This window comes from Legionella longbeachae (genome assembly GCF_004283175.1).
Classification (GTDB): domain Bacteria; phylum Pseudomonadota; class Gammaproteobacteria; order Legionellales; family Legionellaceae; genus Legionella; species Legionella longbeachae.
On sequence record NZ_RXNW01000017.1, the window covers coordinates 70,819 to 88,792 of the forward strand.

A 17,974-nucleotide genomic window follows, 5' to 3' on the forward strand; every position below is an offset into this window, starting at 1 on the left:
ATTTAGATAATATTATAGACATTTTGTATAACGAGTTGATTGGTATTGCGTTAAAAATAGTGCACGACCTACAGCATGCATAATGCGGCTAAAACGTTGACTAGAACAATAGGCATCCTATTTTTTGATGTTATTAATTTTTGCCGCAAACATAATTTGGGATCACCATTGTTTATGCATGTTGTAGCATTTTAATTTGTTCCATCAATTGATCATAACCAGCCTCAACATTAATGTAATCATTTTTTGCTAAATATATGGACAATGAACCATCGTCTGTTGCTGATGGTTTCTGTAATATTCCGTTATATCCTTTACTTTTTAAACGGAGAAAATCACTGATTTTTGTTACTAAATAAAAATTTCGATAATACTTTTCAGGAACCAAATGGAGGGCCTGTGCATCTTTTTCAAGAGGCTTACCTGGCAAATAATCTTTCAATGAGTAGGATGAATTATTATGTACAGCAACCACTTTACCCTCAGGTAATAACTGCTTGATTCTACTTGCTAACTTATTTACTTCTTGATGCGCTTCAGGACTATACTGACTTAATGAAGTAAGTGTATTCTTAATTCCCTTATCAGTAAAAATGCGGTTCGGATCAAATTCGTAGCGCTTGTTATTAAGACGAAAAACTATATTCCTACCGCCAGAATGAACTAAAGTTATAAGGCTTCCTCCTTCGTTTTTTATAACTGCTTGCGCTGCTTTTAAAGCTGTTTGCTCATTATAATGTAAATGTACAAAGGTTTTTCCCCTGCCTACGATTTGTTTAATTTCTACTTTTTCATCTCCAACCATTACAATATGAGTCATAGCATAAGATACTTGGCACATAAATATAGAAAACAAAAAAGCGTATTTTATCATTGATTTTCACTACAAGTCTGTTTTTGCATGATTGTATAATAATTAACCTAACAAAACAATAAATTATGTCTTTTTCTGGTCTGCTTTTAATGGATTAAAAATCGCTATGTAATAGCGCTAAACATTTAATTTCATTAGATTGGCCAATGATTGTCTCACTTCAGGTTAAAATTTTTTGATCTCATTTTTGTGTAGGGAAAATCATTGGAATTAATTTGCATTTTCACGAGTAGGCTTTAGTGCTTTTTAGTTATTTTTACATAAGATTGTATAAGCATATTTTGAATTCTATTAAACAAAGCAGGATTACTGAAATAATTATCCACACTAGAGATCTCTTGCTCATAATTCATATACAACCTACTATTGCGTTTTTTCATTTGTTACGAAATATCTCATGCCACAAATAGTATTATTCAATAAACCCTATGGTGTAGTCAGCCAATTTTCCGGTGAAGAACATGAGCATACATTAGCTGCCTTTATTGATATCCCTAATTTTTATGCTGCGGGAAGATTGGATAAAAACAGTGAAGGATTGTTGTTATTAACAGATAGTGGAGCGTTACAACATAGATTGACCGCTCCTAAATTCAATAAGAGAAAATATTATTGGGTTCAAGTCGAAGGAACACCTTGCAACCAAGATTTGGATATTCTTAGAAACGGCCTGGTTCTTAAAGACATTAGTTTTTTGCCAGCTGGAGCTCGACTCATTGATGAACCACATCTCTGGCCACGTAATCCACCCATTCGATTTAGAAAAAATATTCCTACGAGTTGGCTGGAAATTATATTAAGCGAAGGAAAAAACCATCAAATACGAAAAATGACTGCTGCAATTGGATTTCCTACATTAAGATTAGTACGACATCGCATAAGTGACTGGCGATTAGATAACTTACAGCCTGGCGAGTATAAGATTATCGACATCAAGATAAAGAAGTAATTCCAACTAGATTATATGCCTTTCTCATTGTGAAAATGAAAAATCCCAGAGAAAAGTAAGAAGTGTAGCCGAGCTTAAATAATCTACGTTTGAAAGTTCTGTTAGAAATCTATGGTTCTTAGGCTATGACCCTTACCTATATGCCAAGCGATTTAATAAATTATCTTGGCCAAGAAGACGAATCCATGGCCAGAGGAACATGCTCACTACAGCGCTCGCAAATGGTGCAAATATGCTGTAATTAAAACCTAAAAGCACTGCAATTAAAGAAATAATTGATTGATATAACAAGCAAAAGAATCCAATTAGAAAGATTTGCTGCATCATTGAAAAGAATTGAAACCGCCTAGATTTACTTGAAGCAATCCAGGTTACAAAAAGTAATGCAAAAGAGTGTTCCCCAATAACTGTGGCAAGCAATACATCCAACAATAAACCCACAAATAATAATGTGGCCAATTTAAAGTTACCTGGTAAAAAATATTCTATATAAAGGACAAGTAACAAAATCCATGGGGGACGGAAAGCAGAAATTAATTCTGGCATAGGCAAGATTGACAAAAGTAGCGCCACAATAAAACTCAAGCCCAAGCGAATACGAAGGTTTTTCATTACATAGTTTCCTTCGCATTTAAACGTTCATTAATTTGTGTCGTCAACTGTTCTTGTTTCACATCAGTCCAGATTAATAAAACCAATCGATTCCTATTAAGTAAAGCAACGGGCTTCACTTTAACTTTGACAAAATCTTCACCAGGAATACTATTAACTTCTTCTACTAGTCCTACAGGATAACCTTCTGGATAATGCCTGTCTAAACCTGACGTAACTAATACATCACCAGGATGAATCGAAGATGTTTTTGGTAAATTAATTAAAGATAACTCTTCTATATCATTTGTCCCTACCAGAATCGCTCGCTCCCCTGTTCGATTATTTCGGACAGGAACAGCACTTTTAGAATCAGAAATAAGTAAAACTGTACTGGTTATGGGGCCAATATCAATAATTTGACCCATAACCCCTTTCGCATCTAGAACAGGTTGTCCTACATAAGCCCCATTAAGCTTGCCCTTATCTAATACAACCACTTGACGTGAATTGCTGGTATCTACAGCCAGGATTTGAGCCGCCATCGCGCTCATATCGGCTTTTGATGAGGTAAGAAGTAGTTCTTTCAGTTGTGAATTTTCTTTTTGGATAACAATTAATTTTTGTAGCTCTGCCTCGAGCATGGTTTGCTTATAACGTAATTGCATATTTTCTGCAATTAAAGCTTTTTTGGCGCTAACTAACGACTGAACCCAACCTACAACACGTACTGGATAATCAACCGCATATTGTAGAGGGGCAACGATTAAAGAAAAACCACTACGAACATTATCTAAGTAACGATAATGATAGTCAGAAAACATAAGAAAAACAGAAAATAAAAGAGCGAGCACAAATCCTATAGAACTGTACCCGCTCCTGCTAAATAATCTGTTATGCGCATTATTCTGTTGAGAGGAAATCACCGCCGCGTAAGTCCATGGTTTCTAAAGCTTTACCACCACCGCGTGCAACACAGGTCAGCGGATCTTCAGCAATTAATACAGGTAGGCCAGTTTCTTCCATCAGCAAGGTATCAATGTTCTTCAACAAAGCACCTCCCCCAGTTAAAACCATGCCTCGTTCAGCAATATCTGCTGCCAACTCAGGAGGAGCCAACTCTAAAGCAGCTCTTACAGCACCAACAATACCTGATAAAGGTTCTTGTAAGGCTTCTAAAATCTCAGCACTTGTTAAAATAAAACTACGAGGAACACCTTCTGCCAGGTTTCGTCCACGTACTTCGATTTCAAATAAATCACGACTTGGAAAAGCTGAACCAATTTCATGTTTTATACGTTCCGCAGTCGTTTCGCCAATAAGTGTACCATAATTACGACGCACATAAGATACGATCGCATCATCAAACTTATCACCACCAATACGAACAGACTGATGATAAACAATACCACTTAGGGAAATAATCGCAACTTCGGTAGTACCACCGCCGATATCTACAACCATTGAGCCACTGGCCTCTTCTACTGGCATTCCAGAACCTAAAGCTGCAGCCATAGGCTCTTCAATAAGAAATACTTCTCGAGCACCAGCTCCCATAGCAGATTCACGAATCGCACGACGTTCAACTTGTGTAGAGCCACAAGGAACGCAAACCAAAACACGCGGACTTGGTCGTAAAAATTTATTTTCGTGAACTTTATGTATAAAATGCTGGAGCATTTTTTCAGTAACAAAAAAGTCAGCAATCACACCATCTTTCATTGGTCTGATCGCGTTAATGTTACCTGGAGTTCTTCCTAGCATGCGCTTTGCTTCAAGACCAACAGCAGCAACTCGTTTTTGACCTGACTCATTACGTAAAGCAACAACAGAGGGTTCGTTTAACACAATCCCTTTATCTCTTACATAAATCAATGTATTGGCAGTTCCCAAATCAATTGATAAATCATTGGAAAACACACCCCTTAATTTTCTGAACATAAGCAGTACTACCCCGTTCTTTTTTTTGTGCGCTACTTTATCCTAAATTTGGATAAAAATCGACAGTTCTTGGAGAACAATTTTAAATATTGGGCGAATTATGTCAAATATTTAGACACAATTTCATTTCTGTTGTTGGTCTTAATTAGACCAACAACATTTGAGTATTTATTTACTCCATTTTATGAATAACAAATACTTCACTTAACTTTTCACGATTCACATTGACAAAATGCTGTCCTATTCCCTTCACTTCAGAGAGCTCCTCAAGCGATTTAAAACCGTGATGGGTTTGGCGATAAGCAATGATTGCTTCGGCTCGTTTTGTTCCTATACCTTTAATTGAACCTGTAAGTGCGGTTAGATCTGCATTGTTAATATCTATTTTATGAATTGCTATTGGAGGTTGCTTTGGAACTGCATCCTGCTTAGCAAGAGTTGCATGTACAGGAAGGGTAATAACATATAAAGATAACACAGCAGCAAAAAATTTTGCTTTCATAATTTTCTCCTTTTTGTTGGACTAGATGACTCATTCCAGAGTCAAGCCAAAGTATCCCAATATTTACAGACACTGTCGAGAGATTTTTAAATTATTTTTTGCAGGAAAAGACTGAAAAATAATCATCAATGATATAAAAACATGCAGGCGCATTCGATTAACACCTGCATATTAATGACTTTCTAAGCAGTTATTAAATTTATTGGATCGCTCATTCTAAACCAACATGATAAAGAACATATGCTACACATGCCGTTAATTTCTTAACCATACCCAAATGAAGAAACTCATTTGGGCCATGTGCATTAGAATGAGGACCTAACACTCCTGTGATCATAAATTGGGCCTTGGGAAATTTTTCACCTAACATTCCCATAAAAGGGATAGTACCACCTTCACCCATATAAGCAGCTGGTTTGCCATAATACGTCATCGATGCATTATTGGCTGCCTTTTCCAACCAGGAAGCCAGTTTTGGTGCATTCCAACCTGGTGAGCCATCTTTTCCATTAAAACGTACTTTGGCATGATAAGGAGGAGTCTTTGTTAAGATATCATGTAATGCAGATGTTGCAACTTTAGGATCTACTAACGGTGGTAAACGCATCGATAATTTAAGCACTGTTATTGGTCTTAAAACATTTCCTGCGTCAGCAATTGCAGGAAATCCATCTGCTCCGGTCACAGTCAATGCAGGACGCCAAGTTCTGTTTAAAATGAGTTGTTGCATGTCACCACCAACTGGTTCAACCCCTTCATGCCAAGGAAACTCAGAATAGACAGAATGCCCCAAAGCATTAGCACAATGCTCTGCCTGCAATTTTCTTTCTTCAGGAATGTCACAATGCAATTCGGGTAATCTCACCTCTCCAGATGCCTCATCCTCAATACGGCTTATTAACTGCCTGGCTACTCTAAAACTATCGGCAACGATACCACTAGCAGCACCAGAATGAACTCCTTCGCAAATCAGCTCAACAGATAACTCTCCTACCACATTACCGCGCAAGGAAGTAGTCATCCATAATTGCTCATAATTTCCAGCTCCAGAATCCAGGCAAATCACTAACTTAGGATTACCTATTCTCTCTTGCAACAATTCAATGTAATAGGGTAGGTCATAACTACCGCTCTCCTCACAGGCCTCAATAATTAAAACACAGCGAGGTATAGGTAAATTTTGTTTTTGTAAGGCGCGAATTGCGGTTAACGATGCATATGCAGCATAGCCATCATCAGCCGCACCGCGGCCATATAAGCGCCCATGTTTTAAGACAGGTTTCCAAGGGTGTAAATCCTCATCCCATCCAGACATTTCTGGTTGTTTATCAAGATGTCCGTATAACAATACAGTTTCTTCAATTTCACCAGGCACTTCTATAAAAATTAAAGGAGTTCTGCCTGTTAATTTTATAATTTCGAGTGTCATTCCTTCTGGTGCATGTGTCTTACACCAATTACCAATATGATCTACTGCTTGATCCATCAAACCATGTTCTTGCCATTTAGCATCAAAATGGGGTGATTTATTAGGAATCCTTATGTAATCACATAAACTTGGAATAATTTCTTCCTGCCATTGCTGACAAACAAAATCATATAGCGCTTGGGGATTGAACATGAACTTGCTCCTCAATAATCGCTACAACTTGCTCTGTAGCAGATCTAATGTTTAATGCATTAATTTTACTTATAATTTCCATTTTATTATGTTCTAGATCACTCAATGTTTTCATTAAAGCATCTACATTTAGCGCTTCATTTTCGATCACTAAGCTGATACCTTGTTCTTGAAAGTATTTAGCATTTTGGATTTGATCCCCACGGCTGACTTCAGCAGAAAGCGGAATTAAAATATGAGGTTTACCCAGTGCCAATATTTCATAAAGAGAATTTGCACCTGCACGGGAAACGACAACTGAAGCAGCCGCAAATAAATCCGCCAGCTCTTCATTAGCATATTCAAATTGTTTGTATCCCATTAAACCACTCAACGAGGCATCTACTTTACCTTTTCCACATAGATGAATAACCTGATATTTTCCAGTTAATTGAGGTAGCGCGTCACGAATACAGCGATTGATTGAGCCAGCTCCTAGACTACCGCCAATAACAAGAAGACAAGGCTTTTCTGAGTTAAATCCGCATAACTCCAATCCGCGATTACTGTTGCCAGAAAATAATTGCTCTCTAATGGGTGTACCTGTTACTTCTATTTTATCTTGTCTTTTAAAATGTTTTCTCCCAGCATCGAAAGTCAAACAAATTTTGTTTACAAAGGGAAAACACAGTCGATTTGCAAGTCCCGGGCTCATATCCGACTCATGGGCAATTACAGGTATCCGATTTAACCAAGCGCCGACCACCACTGGAAATGCAACAAAGCCCCCTTTGGAGAAAACAGCATCAGGTTTTAATTTATAAAGCAAAAAAAACGCTTGCACGATACCCAATACAATCTTAAATGGATCTAGTAAATTTTTAAAGCTTAAATATCGCCGCAATTTACCGCTACTTACACTATAAAAAGGAATATCAAGCGGTTGAATCATCTGCTTCTCGATACCATCAGCTGAGCCAATGTACGCAACATCCCAGCTTTTATTGCTAAATTCTCGAATTAAAGCCATATTAGGTGCTACATGGCCAGCAGTGCCCCCTCCAGTAAAAATGATCGTTGGCATCATAAAATATTCCTAATCAGTAAACTTAAGTCTATTGCTTGTATTGATTTGGTAATGGCTCCTACAGAAATAAAATCAACTCCCAATTGGGCTATTTCACCGATATTTTCCAAGGTTACCCCTCCGGAAACCTCTAAGGTACTATGTTTAGGTTGATTCATTTCAATTGCTTTTTTAATCATTTCCTGACTAAAATTATCCAGCATAATTCTATCAGGTTGCACCAAAATTGCTTCATGCAATTCATCCAGGGTTTCCACTTCAATCTCAACTAAAATATTTTTATGAGTTTGTCTGGCTAAACTAATAGCTTGAGCTACAGAGCCACACGCTTTTATATGATTTTCCTTAATCAAAAAAGCATCATATAGACCCATACGATGGTTAAAGCCACCGCCGCAGGTAACCGCATATTTTTGAGCAACTCTTAAACCTGGAAGAGTCTTTCGTGTATCTAATAATCGAGTTTCTGTCCCGCGTAGCTTTTGAACATAAAAATGCGTTTGAGTTGCCGTAGCTGAAAGTGTTTGTAAAAAATTAAGTGCCGTGCGTTCTGCGGTTAAAATAGGTCGTGCTAAACCATAAACAGTGCATAAAGTCGCAGGAGCATCTATCCAATCTCTTTCTGAAACGTGCCATTTAAGTTGGATGCGCTCGTCTATTCTCTTGAATACCTCATTAACCCATGGTTGGCCGCAAACTATCATTGGTTCTCGTGAAATAATTTCTGCCTCTACCTTAAGATCATCAGGTAACAATGCAGCAGTAACATCACCATCACCTATATCCTCTTGTAATGCGCGTGATACATCATCCTCTACTGATATGAAAGTTTTATTCATTTATAATTTTCCTATCCCTCATGGCATAACGAGCCTTTAATAATGGGGGCGCTATAAAAGTAGTTATCATAACCATTAAAACAATAGCAGAAAATAAATCATCTGAAATTACGCCTAATGTACGTCCAATTGAGGCAAAGACCAGACCTACTTCACCCCGAGGTAACATACCAATACCAATAAGCATACGGTCATCTTTTGCACTTGCCCCAAGACCACTTATAAGCTTTCCAACCACAGCAGCAAGTATAAGGCCACTCGACAAAATCACTACATTCCAATGATAAAAACATTCTAATTTGACCTGGATTCCAATCACAATGAAAAACATTGGTGTTAGAATTGATTCTAAGGGTGATAACAAATGATAAATACTACGACTTTCCTGTTTTCCTCTACCAATCCCATCAAAGTAATCATCATGAAGGATTATTCCCGCAGTAAAAGCGCCAATAATCGTTGCAAGCTGAAGCACTGAGGCTAACCAGGAAAGTGTCATAATAAATATAAAGGAAATAAATAATTTGGCTTCCCAGGGTTCAAGAAAACGAAAAAAGTGAATCGATCTTCTTAAGATAATTGGACCTAAAAACAGAGTACCTGAAAAAAACAATAGCGCGCTCACAATGATGCGAACAATAACGATGAGATCCACTGCACCATTTATTACTAAAGAGCTAACTACAGCTAATATAATCAAGCCCAATATATCATCCAGCATTGCCGCACCTAAAATAGTTCTAGCCTCACGGGTACGCAGCTTTTTCATTTCCGCAAGGACTCGAGCAGTAATACCAATGCTGGTTGCACTTAGGGTTGCAGCGATAAACAAATCAGCTTGATATGAATCATCAGGCAACAACATATAAGCAACACCAAATCCTAAGAGCATTGGAGCAATAACCCCAATTAATGCGACACAGAATGAATCACGTCCAGTGTGCTTCATTTCCTCAACAGAATTTTCAAGACCCACCATAAAAAGAAGAAAAATTACTCCATAGCGCGAAAAAATATCTACAATATAAGCAATCTTAAGAAAATCAGCGCCATGCGGCCCACTTAAAGCAGTAATCATCTGTTGTGCATAACTTACATTAGATATGGTGGTTGTCACCGCTTGATTTATAGGAACTCCGCTAAGTACTTCTCGAACCACATCAAAAGTTGCTGAACCCTCTCGTAATAAAATAGCTAATGGAAAGCCATAATAATAAAATATATTGCCAATTAGCATGCCCATGAGTAATTCACCAAGAACACTTGGTTGCTTCAAGCGCCTTGCCGTATAGCGACCAATAATCGCAAAGAAAAAAATAGTAGTCACGGCAAGCAGGACAAATGCAATTGGATCAACATGCTCGGATTCAGGAGATGCAAATCCGTACAGCGGATATATGCCCACTAAAAGAAACCACCATTTGAAGCGTTGTATTATTTGTTCTAAAGCCCGCATCAATATCCCATTCATTCATTAGACTTTTTCAAAAGCTCTTTTGGGATTGATGCTTCCGAAAAAGTCTATTTTTCAATTGACTTAGACCACATTTTGGCTAAATGGATACAAATTTATAAGGTACGTTTTCCGCTTTTGCAGCCTAAATCATGACACAATTATTGTTTCGCTAAAAATAGACACGTTTCTAAAACTGAATCCGGATTCAGCGAAACACTTTCTATCCCTTCTTTCATTAACCACTGTGCAAAATCTTGGTGATCTGAAGGTCCTTGGCCACAAATACCTATGTATTTATTGGCTTTTTTGCAGGCGATGATAGCCATATGTAATAATGCTTTTACGGCTTCATTACGTTCATCAAATTGAGAAGCAATAAGTCCTGAATCTCTATCTAACCCTAAAGTTAATTGTGTTAAATCGTTAGAACCAATAGAGAAACCATCAAAATACTCTAAAAACTCTTTCGCTAATAGGGCATTAGATGGCAACTCACACATCATAATGATGCGTAAACCATGTTTGCCACGCTCAAGTCCATGTTGTTTTAATACCTGGATAACGTTGCTTGCCTCAGAAACGGTTCTAACAAATGGTATCATCACCTCTACATTTGTTAGTCCCATCTTTTCACGAACACGTCGAACTGCTTGGCACTCTAAAGCAAAACAATCGGCAAATGATTCAGAAACGTATCGCGATGCCCCTCTAAAGCCCAGCATTGGATTTTCTTCATGAGGTTCATACAAATTACCGCCCACAAGATTAGCGTATTCGTTAGATTTAAAATCAGACAGCCGCACAATCACTGGTTTTGGATAAAAAGCTGCAGCAATTGTCGCAATACCTTCTTTCAAGCGCTCGATATAATACTCAACAGGCGAATCATAGGCTGCAGTTTTTTGCATAATAAATTGTTTTAATTCCTTATCCTCTAAGGAATCAAAATCCAGTAATGCCCGAGGATGTATGCCGATCGTATTTGAAATTAAAAATTCAAGACGAGCTAACCCCACTCCTGAATTAGGAATGGATTGAAAGGTGAATGCCCGCTCAGGGTTTCCCACGTTAAGCATAACTTTCATCGGTAATTCAGGCATGGTTTCTACATCAAGACGTACTTGCTCGAAAGGTAATAAACCAGCGTAAACATAACCATTATCCCCTTCAGCGCAACTAACAGTTACTTCATCTCCATCACGTATCGTTTTTGTTGCATCACCACAACCCACTACCGCAGGAATACCTAACTCACGAGCGATAATTGCTGCATGACAGGTTCGTCCACCACGATTAGTGACGATCGCTGACGCCCGCTTCATCACTGGTTCCCAATCAGGATCAGTCATATCTGAAATTAAGACATCACCAGGTTGTACTCTATCCATTTCACTAACATCAGTAATGATTCTGGCCTTACCTTGTCCAATTCGCTGGCCTATACTACGCCCCTCAGCCAATATTTCACTTTTGGATTGCAACGTATAACGTTCTAATATTTGTTTGTTATCGCGACTTTTTACTGTTTCAGGACGAGCTTGAAGTATGTATAATTGGCCATTTAAACCATCTTTCGCCCACTCTATATCCATTGGTCGACCATAATGTTTTTCAATAATCATGGCCTGATGAGCCAGGCTTTCAACTTCAGCTGGAGATAAAGAAAACAATAAGCGATCTTTGGCATCTACTTCTACAGTTTTAACCCGTTGTTGCTTACTCGGATCATCACAATACACCATCTTCAAAGCTTTACTACCCAGATTTCTACGAATAATGGCTGGTCTTCCTGCTTGAATACCGGGTTTATGTACATAATATTCATCAGGATTAACCGCTCCTTGTACAATCATTTCTCCTAAACCATACGAAGAAGTAATGAATACAACTTGATCAAAACCAGATTCAGTATCCATAGTAAACATTACACCACTTACTGCTAAATCACTACGAATCATCTGTTGGATCCCGGCTGATAAAGCGACATCATGATGAGCAAACTGGTGATGTGTGCGATAAGCAATTGCTCTGTCATTATACAGTGACGCAAAAACATGTTTAATTGATAGTAAAACCTCATCAATGCCTTTAACATTTAAAAATGTTTCTTGCTGGCCTGCAAAGGATGCGTCTGGCAAATCTTCAGCTGTTGCTGAGGAGCGTACAGCAACACTAAAATTATCATGACCTATAGTATGAGATAACTGCTCGTAGGCAGCGCGTACCGCATTTTCAAACTCAGAAGTAAATGGGGCATTGACAATCATCTCTCTAATTTCTTTACCAACAAGAGCTAATTGGAGCACATCATCAGTATTTAAGGTCTCTAATTTCGTATAAATCTTTTTATCTAAATTATGTTGAGCTAAAAACTCTCTAAATGAATCTGCGGTGGTTGCAAAACCGCCCGGAACAGAAACCCCAGCCGAGGATAAATGACTGATCATTTCCCCGAGAGATGCATTTTTTCCACCAACCTGCTCTAAATCACGCATGCTTAGATGAGCTAAGTCAATAATGTGTTTTTTGATCGCCATAACCGCCCCAAGTCCATAAATTATGACCGTTATTCTACTGAAAATGTGGGGCTATGGGAATGAGAAACTTTGTTTGCTTAATAATTACATTGGAGAATGCGTTTTTAATGAGTAAGATTCCAAATAGGTGTGCAGAATAAATTCAAAAACGAGTTTGCGGATGACTTCTTTTGCACTTTGTAGATCTTCTCGCATTAAATAAACCTCATCCAATGGATAAATGATTTATTGGAAGATGTTAATATGAGCAATTAAATCAAATTATAATCAATCTTAATAGAAAATTTATTACTTTAATTCACATCTTGGCTCGCATCTAATATTATATACGCTTTACCCATAGGGCTTGCAGTTATGACTCTTACTTCCTTAAATGCCATCTCACCTATAGATGGACGATACATCAATAAAACCCGGGCCTTGAGTCCTTATTTTAGTGAGTTTGCTCTAATTTACTATCGTTTAACAGTGGAAATCCGTTGGATTGAATCTTTAGCTGCGAATAATGCTATTTCTGAGGTTCCTCAATTAGATAAAGAAGCGAAAGATTTTCTCAATAGCATCATTTCCAATTTTGACGAAAATGAAGCCCTCAAAATTAAAGAATTGGAAAAACAAACGAACCATGATGTCAAAGCAATAGAATATTACTTAAAGCATAAGTTCCAACAGAATTCGCATTTGAAAGCGATCACAGCATTCATTCATTTTGCCTGCACCTCAGAAGATATAAATAATCTGGCTTATGCTTTAATGGTAAAACAAGCAATCGCTCAGGTAATTCAACCAACCCTAGCTGAAATAATGGGGGGTATTACCCTTCTTGGAAAACAACATGCTGATGTAGCAATGTTGTCAAGGACACATGGCCAACCCGCCACACCAACAACCATGGGCAAAGAGTTAGTCAATTTTGTTGCTCGGCTTAAAAGACCACAACAGCAATTAGCTGAGGTATTGATTCCAGGTAAATTTAATGGTGCTGTAGGTAATTATAACGCCCATACAGTAGCTTATCCTGAAGTTGATTGGCGCAAACACTGCTCAAATTTTGTTACATCTTTAGGTTTATCCTTTAATGCATACACAACTCAAATTGAGCCCCATGATGGTTTAGCAGAAGTATCACAAATCATGGTGCGCATTAATAATATTTTGCTCGATTATACACAAGACATATGGAGCTACATCTCATTGGGCTATTTTAAACAAAAAACAGTGGCCGAAGAAGTGGGCTCATCAACCATGCCTCATAAAGTAAATCCAATTGACTTTGAAAATGCAGAAGGAAATCTAGGGATGGCTAATGCCCTATTTATCCATTTCGCCAATAAACTCACTCAATCACGATTACAACGCGATTTATCTGATTCCACCGTATTGCGCAACATTGGAATGGCCTTTTCGTATAGTCTAATCGCCTATCTTGCCTTAGCCAAAGGCAATGATAAATTGCAAATCAATGAATATGCTCTGCAAGAGGATTTAAAATCCAACTGGGAAGTCTTGGCAGAAGCAGTACAAACAGTAATGCGTCGTTATAACGTACCTGATGCATACGAACAATTAAAGGCGTTGACCCGAGGCCAAGGTATTGATGAAGAAAGTCTTAAAAATTTTATTAAAGAGCTATCTATTCCTGAGAAAGCTAAAGAACAACTCACCAAACTTACTCCGGGAAGCTATACTGGCTTAGCAACGCAACTCGTAAAGGCTTTTTTATGAGTGATACTTTATCACAGCAAGGACAAACCTATGAGTTTGATGTTCTGGTTATTGGAACAGGGTTAGCAGGATTACAATACTGCCTTCAACTCATAAACCTGCAACCACGTTTAAAAATTGCCTTGATTAGTAAAGCAGATGCAATTGAATGCAACAGTCGTTATGCCCAAGGTGGCATTGCGTCTGTTTTTTCAGCAGAAGATTCTCTCGAGTCGCACATTTCAGATACATTGATTGCTGGTGATGGCTTATGCTATCTGCCTGCAGTAGAGTTCATTATTAGGCAAGGGCCCGAGACTATAAAAAAACTGAGCCAATATAGTGTTCAATTTAAACGGGACAACAATGGCCATTTTCATTTAGCACAAGAAGGTGGGCATTCTCATCGACGTATTTTTAATTGCGGTGATCAGACAGGTTTATCAGTAACACAGATAATGAACCAACTAGCACGACAACACCAGCAAATTCATTTTTTTGAACATCATGTAGCAGTGAACCTTATTACACATTACCATCCTCATCGAACAGATATTCAAAGTGAGGTCTTAGGCGCATATATTTTAGATTGTTCAGCAAATCGTATACATACTTTCTTAGCAAACTGTGTCATATTGGCGACTGGCGGGGCTGGTAAAACATACCGATATACAACAAATCCTATGGTTGCTACCGGGGATGGTGTTGCCATGGCTTATAGAGCAGGAGCACGTGTTGGTAACATGGAGTTCTACCAATTTCACCCTACCCTATTACACCACCATTCATTAAATAATTTCCTTATTTCAGAAGCCGTACGAGGCGAAGGAGCCTTGCTTAAAAATGCTGAAACAGGTGAGCGTTTTATGAAGGACTATGCGCCTGAACAAATGGAGCTCGCAACTCGAGATATCGTTGCTCGCGCTATTTTTAGTGAAATTGAGCGTAGTCAAAAAGGATATGTCTATCTCGACATTACCCATCAATCAAAAGAGTTTCTTAAAAAACGTTTTCCCCAAATTTACAGTACATTATTGTCTATAGGCATCGATATGGCTCAGGATATGATCCCTGTCGTTCCAGCGGCACATTATCAATGCGGGGGGGTACTTGCGGATATTGATGGTCGTACCGATTTAAAACGACTTTATGCAATAGGAGAGGTTGCTTTTACTGGATTACATGGCGCTAACCGTTTAGCCAGTAATTCATTACTCGAAGCTTTAGTTATGGGTTCTAATGCAGCATACTGTACCTTAAAAGATATTTCTACTCCATGGAAATATACAGATCATATCCCAAACTGGAGCGCACCTAGTGAGGTTAATGCTAGACGAGCAAGCCAAATTAATGCTCAATGGCGGGGTTTAAGGGGAGAAATGACTTCTTATGCAGGAATTGTAAGAACAGAAGCAGGCCTTGAAGATCTACTACAATTAATTATGAAGCGAAAGAAAATAATTGAAGAATATTACTGGAAGCATTGCATTACTCGTGATTTTATTGAACTCAGAAATATTATTCTCAATGCAGAGCTCATTGTAAGATCCGCTTTGGCGAGACGTGAATCACGCGGTGGCCATTTTCGTGAAGATTACCCAAACAAAAATACCAAAGCGAAAGAAAGCATTGCCAAATTGGGATTAATGGATATTTCACCGGAATAAATAAAATTTGTAGCTTTAGTATAGATACTTGAGGCTATATTGACATGATTTGAGGCCAAATAGATGTTTAAAAATTCTACTCTTTATACTCCTGAAACCACTTTAATGCACATTAGAAATGATATGAGCATTTGCCAAAGCGATTATCCTATAGATTGGTACCAGGAGGATTTTATACCCTATGCTCAGGAATATCAGGCATTACCTGATCGTAAACTTACTACGATCTTGGCATGGATGACCCCCTATCTTAAAAAAGCACAAGATCATTTTGGTAAGCGCCTTTTGCTTTTAGCCCATTATTATATGGGAGGAGAAATTGTTCGTTTAGTAGAACAATTTGGGGGGCTTATTGGGGATTCCTATCAATTAGCATTAATGGCCGCAGAGCATCCTGAAAAATCGATCATTATTGAGTCTGCAGTTCATTTTATGGCTGAATCAATTAGTATTCTGGCTCATCAAAATCAACAGGTATATATCACTAATCCTAAATCGGGTTGTACTATGGAAATGCTTGCCAAAGATTTCATGGTCGAACCTGCCTTTCTTGATTTGAATGAACGTTATGGTGCTGAAAATATTCTACCTGTTTGTTATATGAATACATCTGGCCGTGTCAAAGCAATGACTGGAGCCCAAGGTGGGGCTGTGTGTACCAGCTCTAATGTCAAAAAAATATTTCAATGGGCACAAAAGCAAAATAAGAAAATCCTTTTCATTCCCGATCAACATATGGGAGAAAATGTAGCCTATTGGCTAGGGATAAAAAACCTTGCTTATTGGCCAGGCGGTACAGCCGGAGCTCAATATTCACTAGCAAATCAAGACAAGCAAACATTAAAGCAATTTGATGAAGCCCAACTTATCTTGTTCTCCAGCCAATGTGCTGTACATACCCACTACCAACCTGAAATGTGTGAGTATTGGCATACTCAAGGATATACAACTATTGTTCATCCTGAATGCCGCAATTCGGTCATTAAAATTGCCCAACATTCAGGATCTACAGCCTTCATTTGGGATTATGTAGTACATGATCGTGCGAAGACGAAACGTTATGCCATAGGCACAGAAAACCATATGGTAGACAATCTCAAACAATATTGTAAAGGTTTAGGAATCGAAGTAATCAATTTAGCCCAAGCCCCTAAAAAAGAAAATGAAAAAGGCATAGGATGTGGATGTGCCACGATGTCCCGTAATGATCCCCCTCATTTAGTAGCTCTCGTTGATTTACTAAGGCAAGGTAAAACGATGGCTTATAATGAAGTTAAAGCAGGTGACGTTGTCAATGAATTCACCGGCAGTAGAAACAGATTGTCGGAACAAGAACAGCAATGGGTTATAGATAATGCTAAAAAATCATTACAAATGATGATTAACATAACAGAAAATCGAATCTAATAAAATATGCACACCTAAAATTTGCATGTGAGCTGGTTAACATTATTTTTCATGCCCTGATTGTATTAACTCAACCAGGGCAATTAATCACATAAAATTATTTTGCGCCATAAAACTGACACTGTTCCAAACCTTGAAAACACACAAAACCAGCTAAGGTTTCTATCCAATGATAATCAAGGCGAGATGGGATTTTAGTCAAAGTGGGCCACCAGATTGAATATTCCCCTATCGAATTTCTATAGGTACACACGACTCCACGACCATATCCAGCAACTAAAATATTAGCTCGCACAAAGGATGTATTCACATCGCCCTGGGGACGATGGGGGGAAACTGGATTAACTACCCAAGGCTCTGGGGGAACCCCCCATTGCAGAGAAGTGGTTTTTGGATCAGGGCAAATTGTAGAATGAGCTGTGCTAAATTGTATAAGAAAATACACTAAAATATAAAACCGATATTTATTCATTAATTCTCCCTTTAATAATTAATTATTTTTAAATAATAATACACAAAAACCCATTGTTTGAATTTATTTCTTTGTTATAATGGCCTCTCAAATGCCTGGGTGGCGGAATTGGTAGACGCGCCGGATTCAAAATCCGGTGGTGGTGACACCGTGTGGGTTCGAGTCCCACCCTAGGTACCAAAAAATTTTGCTCTTTTGCAAAAAAACGACTCATCCCCATTTCCGGGGGCACTAATCAAGAACACAAAACTTTAACCCTTAATCTATAATTTTCAAAGTTTCTAAATCCATAAGCACGACGTTGAATCAATTTCATTTTACGATGAAAGCCTTCCGTAATGCCGTTGT

Annotated in this window: 16 protein-coding genes and 1 tRNA gene; 5 read left to right on the plus strand and 12 right to left on the minus strand. The window is 38.2% G+C overall.

The features are described from left to right. Positions 1-172: 172 nt before the first annotated feature. On the minus strand, positions 173-874 hold the full coding sequence (locus EKG34_RS15780) for an SAM-dependent methyltransferase (RefSeq protein ID WP_003636707.1): 702 nt from the start codon (positions 872-874) through the stop codon (positions 173-175). Positions 875-1,271: 397 nt separating this feature from the next. Between EKG34_RS15780 and EKG34_RS15785 the strand changes: the two genes are divergently transcribed. After that, complete coding sequence (locus tag EKG34_RS15785) at positions 1,272-1,823, plus strand: pseudouridine synthase (protein WP_003636701.1); 552 nt, start codon at positions 1,272-1,274, stop codon at positions 1,821-1,823. 132 nt (positions 1,824-1,955) lie between these two features. Here EKG34_RS15785 and mreD read toward each other — a convergent pair whose 3' ends face one another. The 9 genes from mreD to ppsA form a co-directional block, all read right to left on the minus strand. After that, on the minus strand, positions 1,956-2,435 hold the full coding sequence (gene mreD / locus EKG34_RS15790) for a rod shape-determining protein MreD (RefSeq protein WP_003636699.1): 480 nt from the start codon (positions 2,433-2,435) through the stop codon (positions 1,956-1,958). Continuing rightward, positions 2,435-3,340 (minus strand): rod shape-determining protein MreC, encoded by a 906-nt coding sequence (mreC, locus tag EKG34_RS15795; protein WP_003636698.1) that lies wholly within the window; start codon positions 3,338-3,340, stop codon positions 2,435-2,437. The genes mreD and mreC overlap by 1 nt, the downstream gene beginning before the upstream one ends. Beyond that, entirely contained in the window at positions 3,318-4,355 is a 1,038-nt protein-coding gene (locus EKG34_RS15800) for a rod shape-determining protein (protein ID WP_003636696.1), read from the minus strand. Before EKG34_RS15800 ends, mreC begins: the two co-directional genes overlap by 23 nt. Before the next feature lie 172 nt (positions 4,356-4,527). Beyond that, entirely contained in the window at positions 4,528-4,857 is a 330-nt protein-coding gene (locus EKG34_RS15805; protein WP_003636695.1) for a ComEA family DNA-binding protein, read from the minus strand. 211 nt (positions 4,858-5,068) lie between these two features. Next, entirely contained in the window at positions 5,069-6,478 is a 1,410-nt protein-coding gene (locus EKG34_RS15810) for a M20 family metallopeptidase (protein ID WP_012979236.1), read from the minus strand. Next, positions 6,453-7,544, minus strand: a complete 1,092-nt coding sequence (locus EKG34_RS15815; protein ID WP_003636692.1) for an undecaprenyldiphospho-muramoylpentapeptide beta-N-acetylglucosaminyltransferase — start codon at positions 7,542-7,544, stop codon at positions 6,453-6,455. The genes EKG34_RS15810 and EKG34_RS15815 overlap by 26 nt, the downstream gene beginning before the upstream one ends. Beyond that, positions 7,541-8,383, minus strand: a complete 843-nt coding sequence (gene nadC / locus EKG34_RS15820) for a carboxylating nicotinate-nucleotide diphosphorylase (protein WP_003636689.1) — start codon at positions 8,381-8,383, stop codon at positions 7,541-7,543. Before nadC ends, EKG34_RS15815 begins: the two co-directional genes overlap by 4 nt. Then, on the minus strand, positions 8,376-9,839 hold the full coding sequence (locus EKG34_RS15825) for a cation:proton antiporter (protein WP_003636687.1): 1,464 nt from the start codon (positions 9,837-9,839) through the stop codon (positions 8,376-8,378). The genes nadC and EKG34_RS15825 overlap by 8 nt, the downstream gene beginning before the upstream one ends. Before the next feature lie 158 nt (positions 9,840-9,997). Continuing rightward, entirely contained in the window at positions 9,998-12,376 is a 2,379-nt protein-coding gene (gene ppsA, locus EKG34_RS15830) for a phosphoenolpyruvate synthase (protein WP_003636685.1), read from the minus strand. Between the two features lie 354 nt (positions 12,377-12,730). Here ppsA and purB point away from each other — a divergent pair, with 354 nt between their 5' ends. From purB to nadA, 3 genes are all read left to right on the plus strand, one after another. Then, positions 12,731-14,101, plus strand: a complete 1,371-nt coding sequence (gene purB / locus EKG34_RS15835) for an adenylosuccinate lyase (RefSeq protein ID WP_003636682.1) — start codon at positions 12,731-12,733, stop codon at positions 14,099-14,101. Next, entirely contained in the window at positions 14,098-15,747 is a 1,650-nt protein-coding gene (gene nadB / locus EKG34_RS15840) for an L-aspartate oxidase (RefSeq protein WP_003636679.1), read from the plus strand. The genes purB and nadB overlap by 4 nt, the downstream gene beginning before the upstream one ends. Positions 15,748-15,810: 63 nt before the next feature. Then, positions 15,811-17,154 (plus strand): quinolinate synthase NadA, encoded by a 1,344-nt coding sequence (gene nadA, locus EKG34_RS15845; protein ID WP_003636677.1) that lies wholly within the window; start codon positions 15,811-15,813, stop codon positions 17,152-17,154. A 97-nt stretch (positions 17,155-17,251) separates the two neighbouring features. Here nadA and EKG34_RS15850 read toward each other — a convergent pair whose 3' ends face one another. Beyond that, positions 17,252-17,626 carry a DUF3757 domain-containing protein gene (locus tag EKG34_RS15850; RefSeq protein WP_003636676.1) on the minus strand — a complete coding sequence of 125 codons (375 nt, stop codon included), beginning with the start codon at positions 17,624-17,626 and terminating at the stop codon, positions 17,252-17,254. A gap of 93 nt (positions 17,627-17,719) precedes the next feature. On the opposite strand from EKG34_RS15850, the gene EKG34_RS15855 reads away from it, so the two are divergent. Continuing rightward, positions 17,720-17,806, plus strand: a tRNA-Leu gene (locus tag EKG34_RS15855). Positions 17,807-17,861: 55 nt separating this feature from the next. Here EKG34_RS15855 and EKG34_RS15860 read toward each other — a convergent pair. Continuing rightward, on the minus strand, positions 17,862-17,974 hold a 113-nt coding region (locus EKG34_RS15860; RefSeq protein ID WP_130560095.1), incomplete at its 5' end, for a transposase.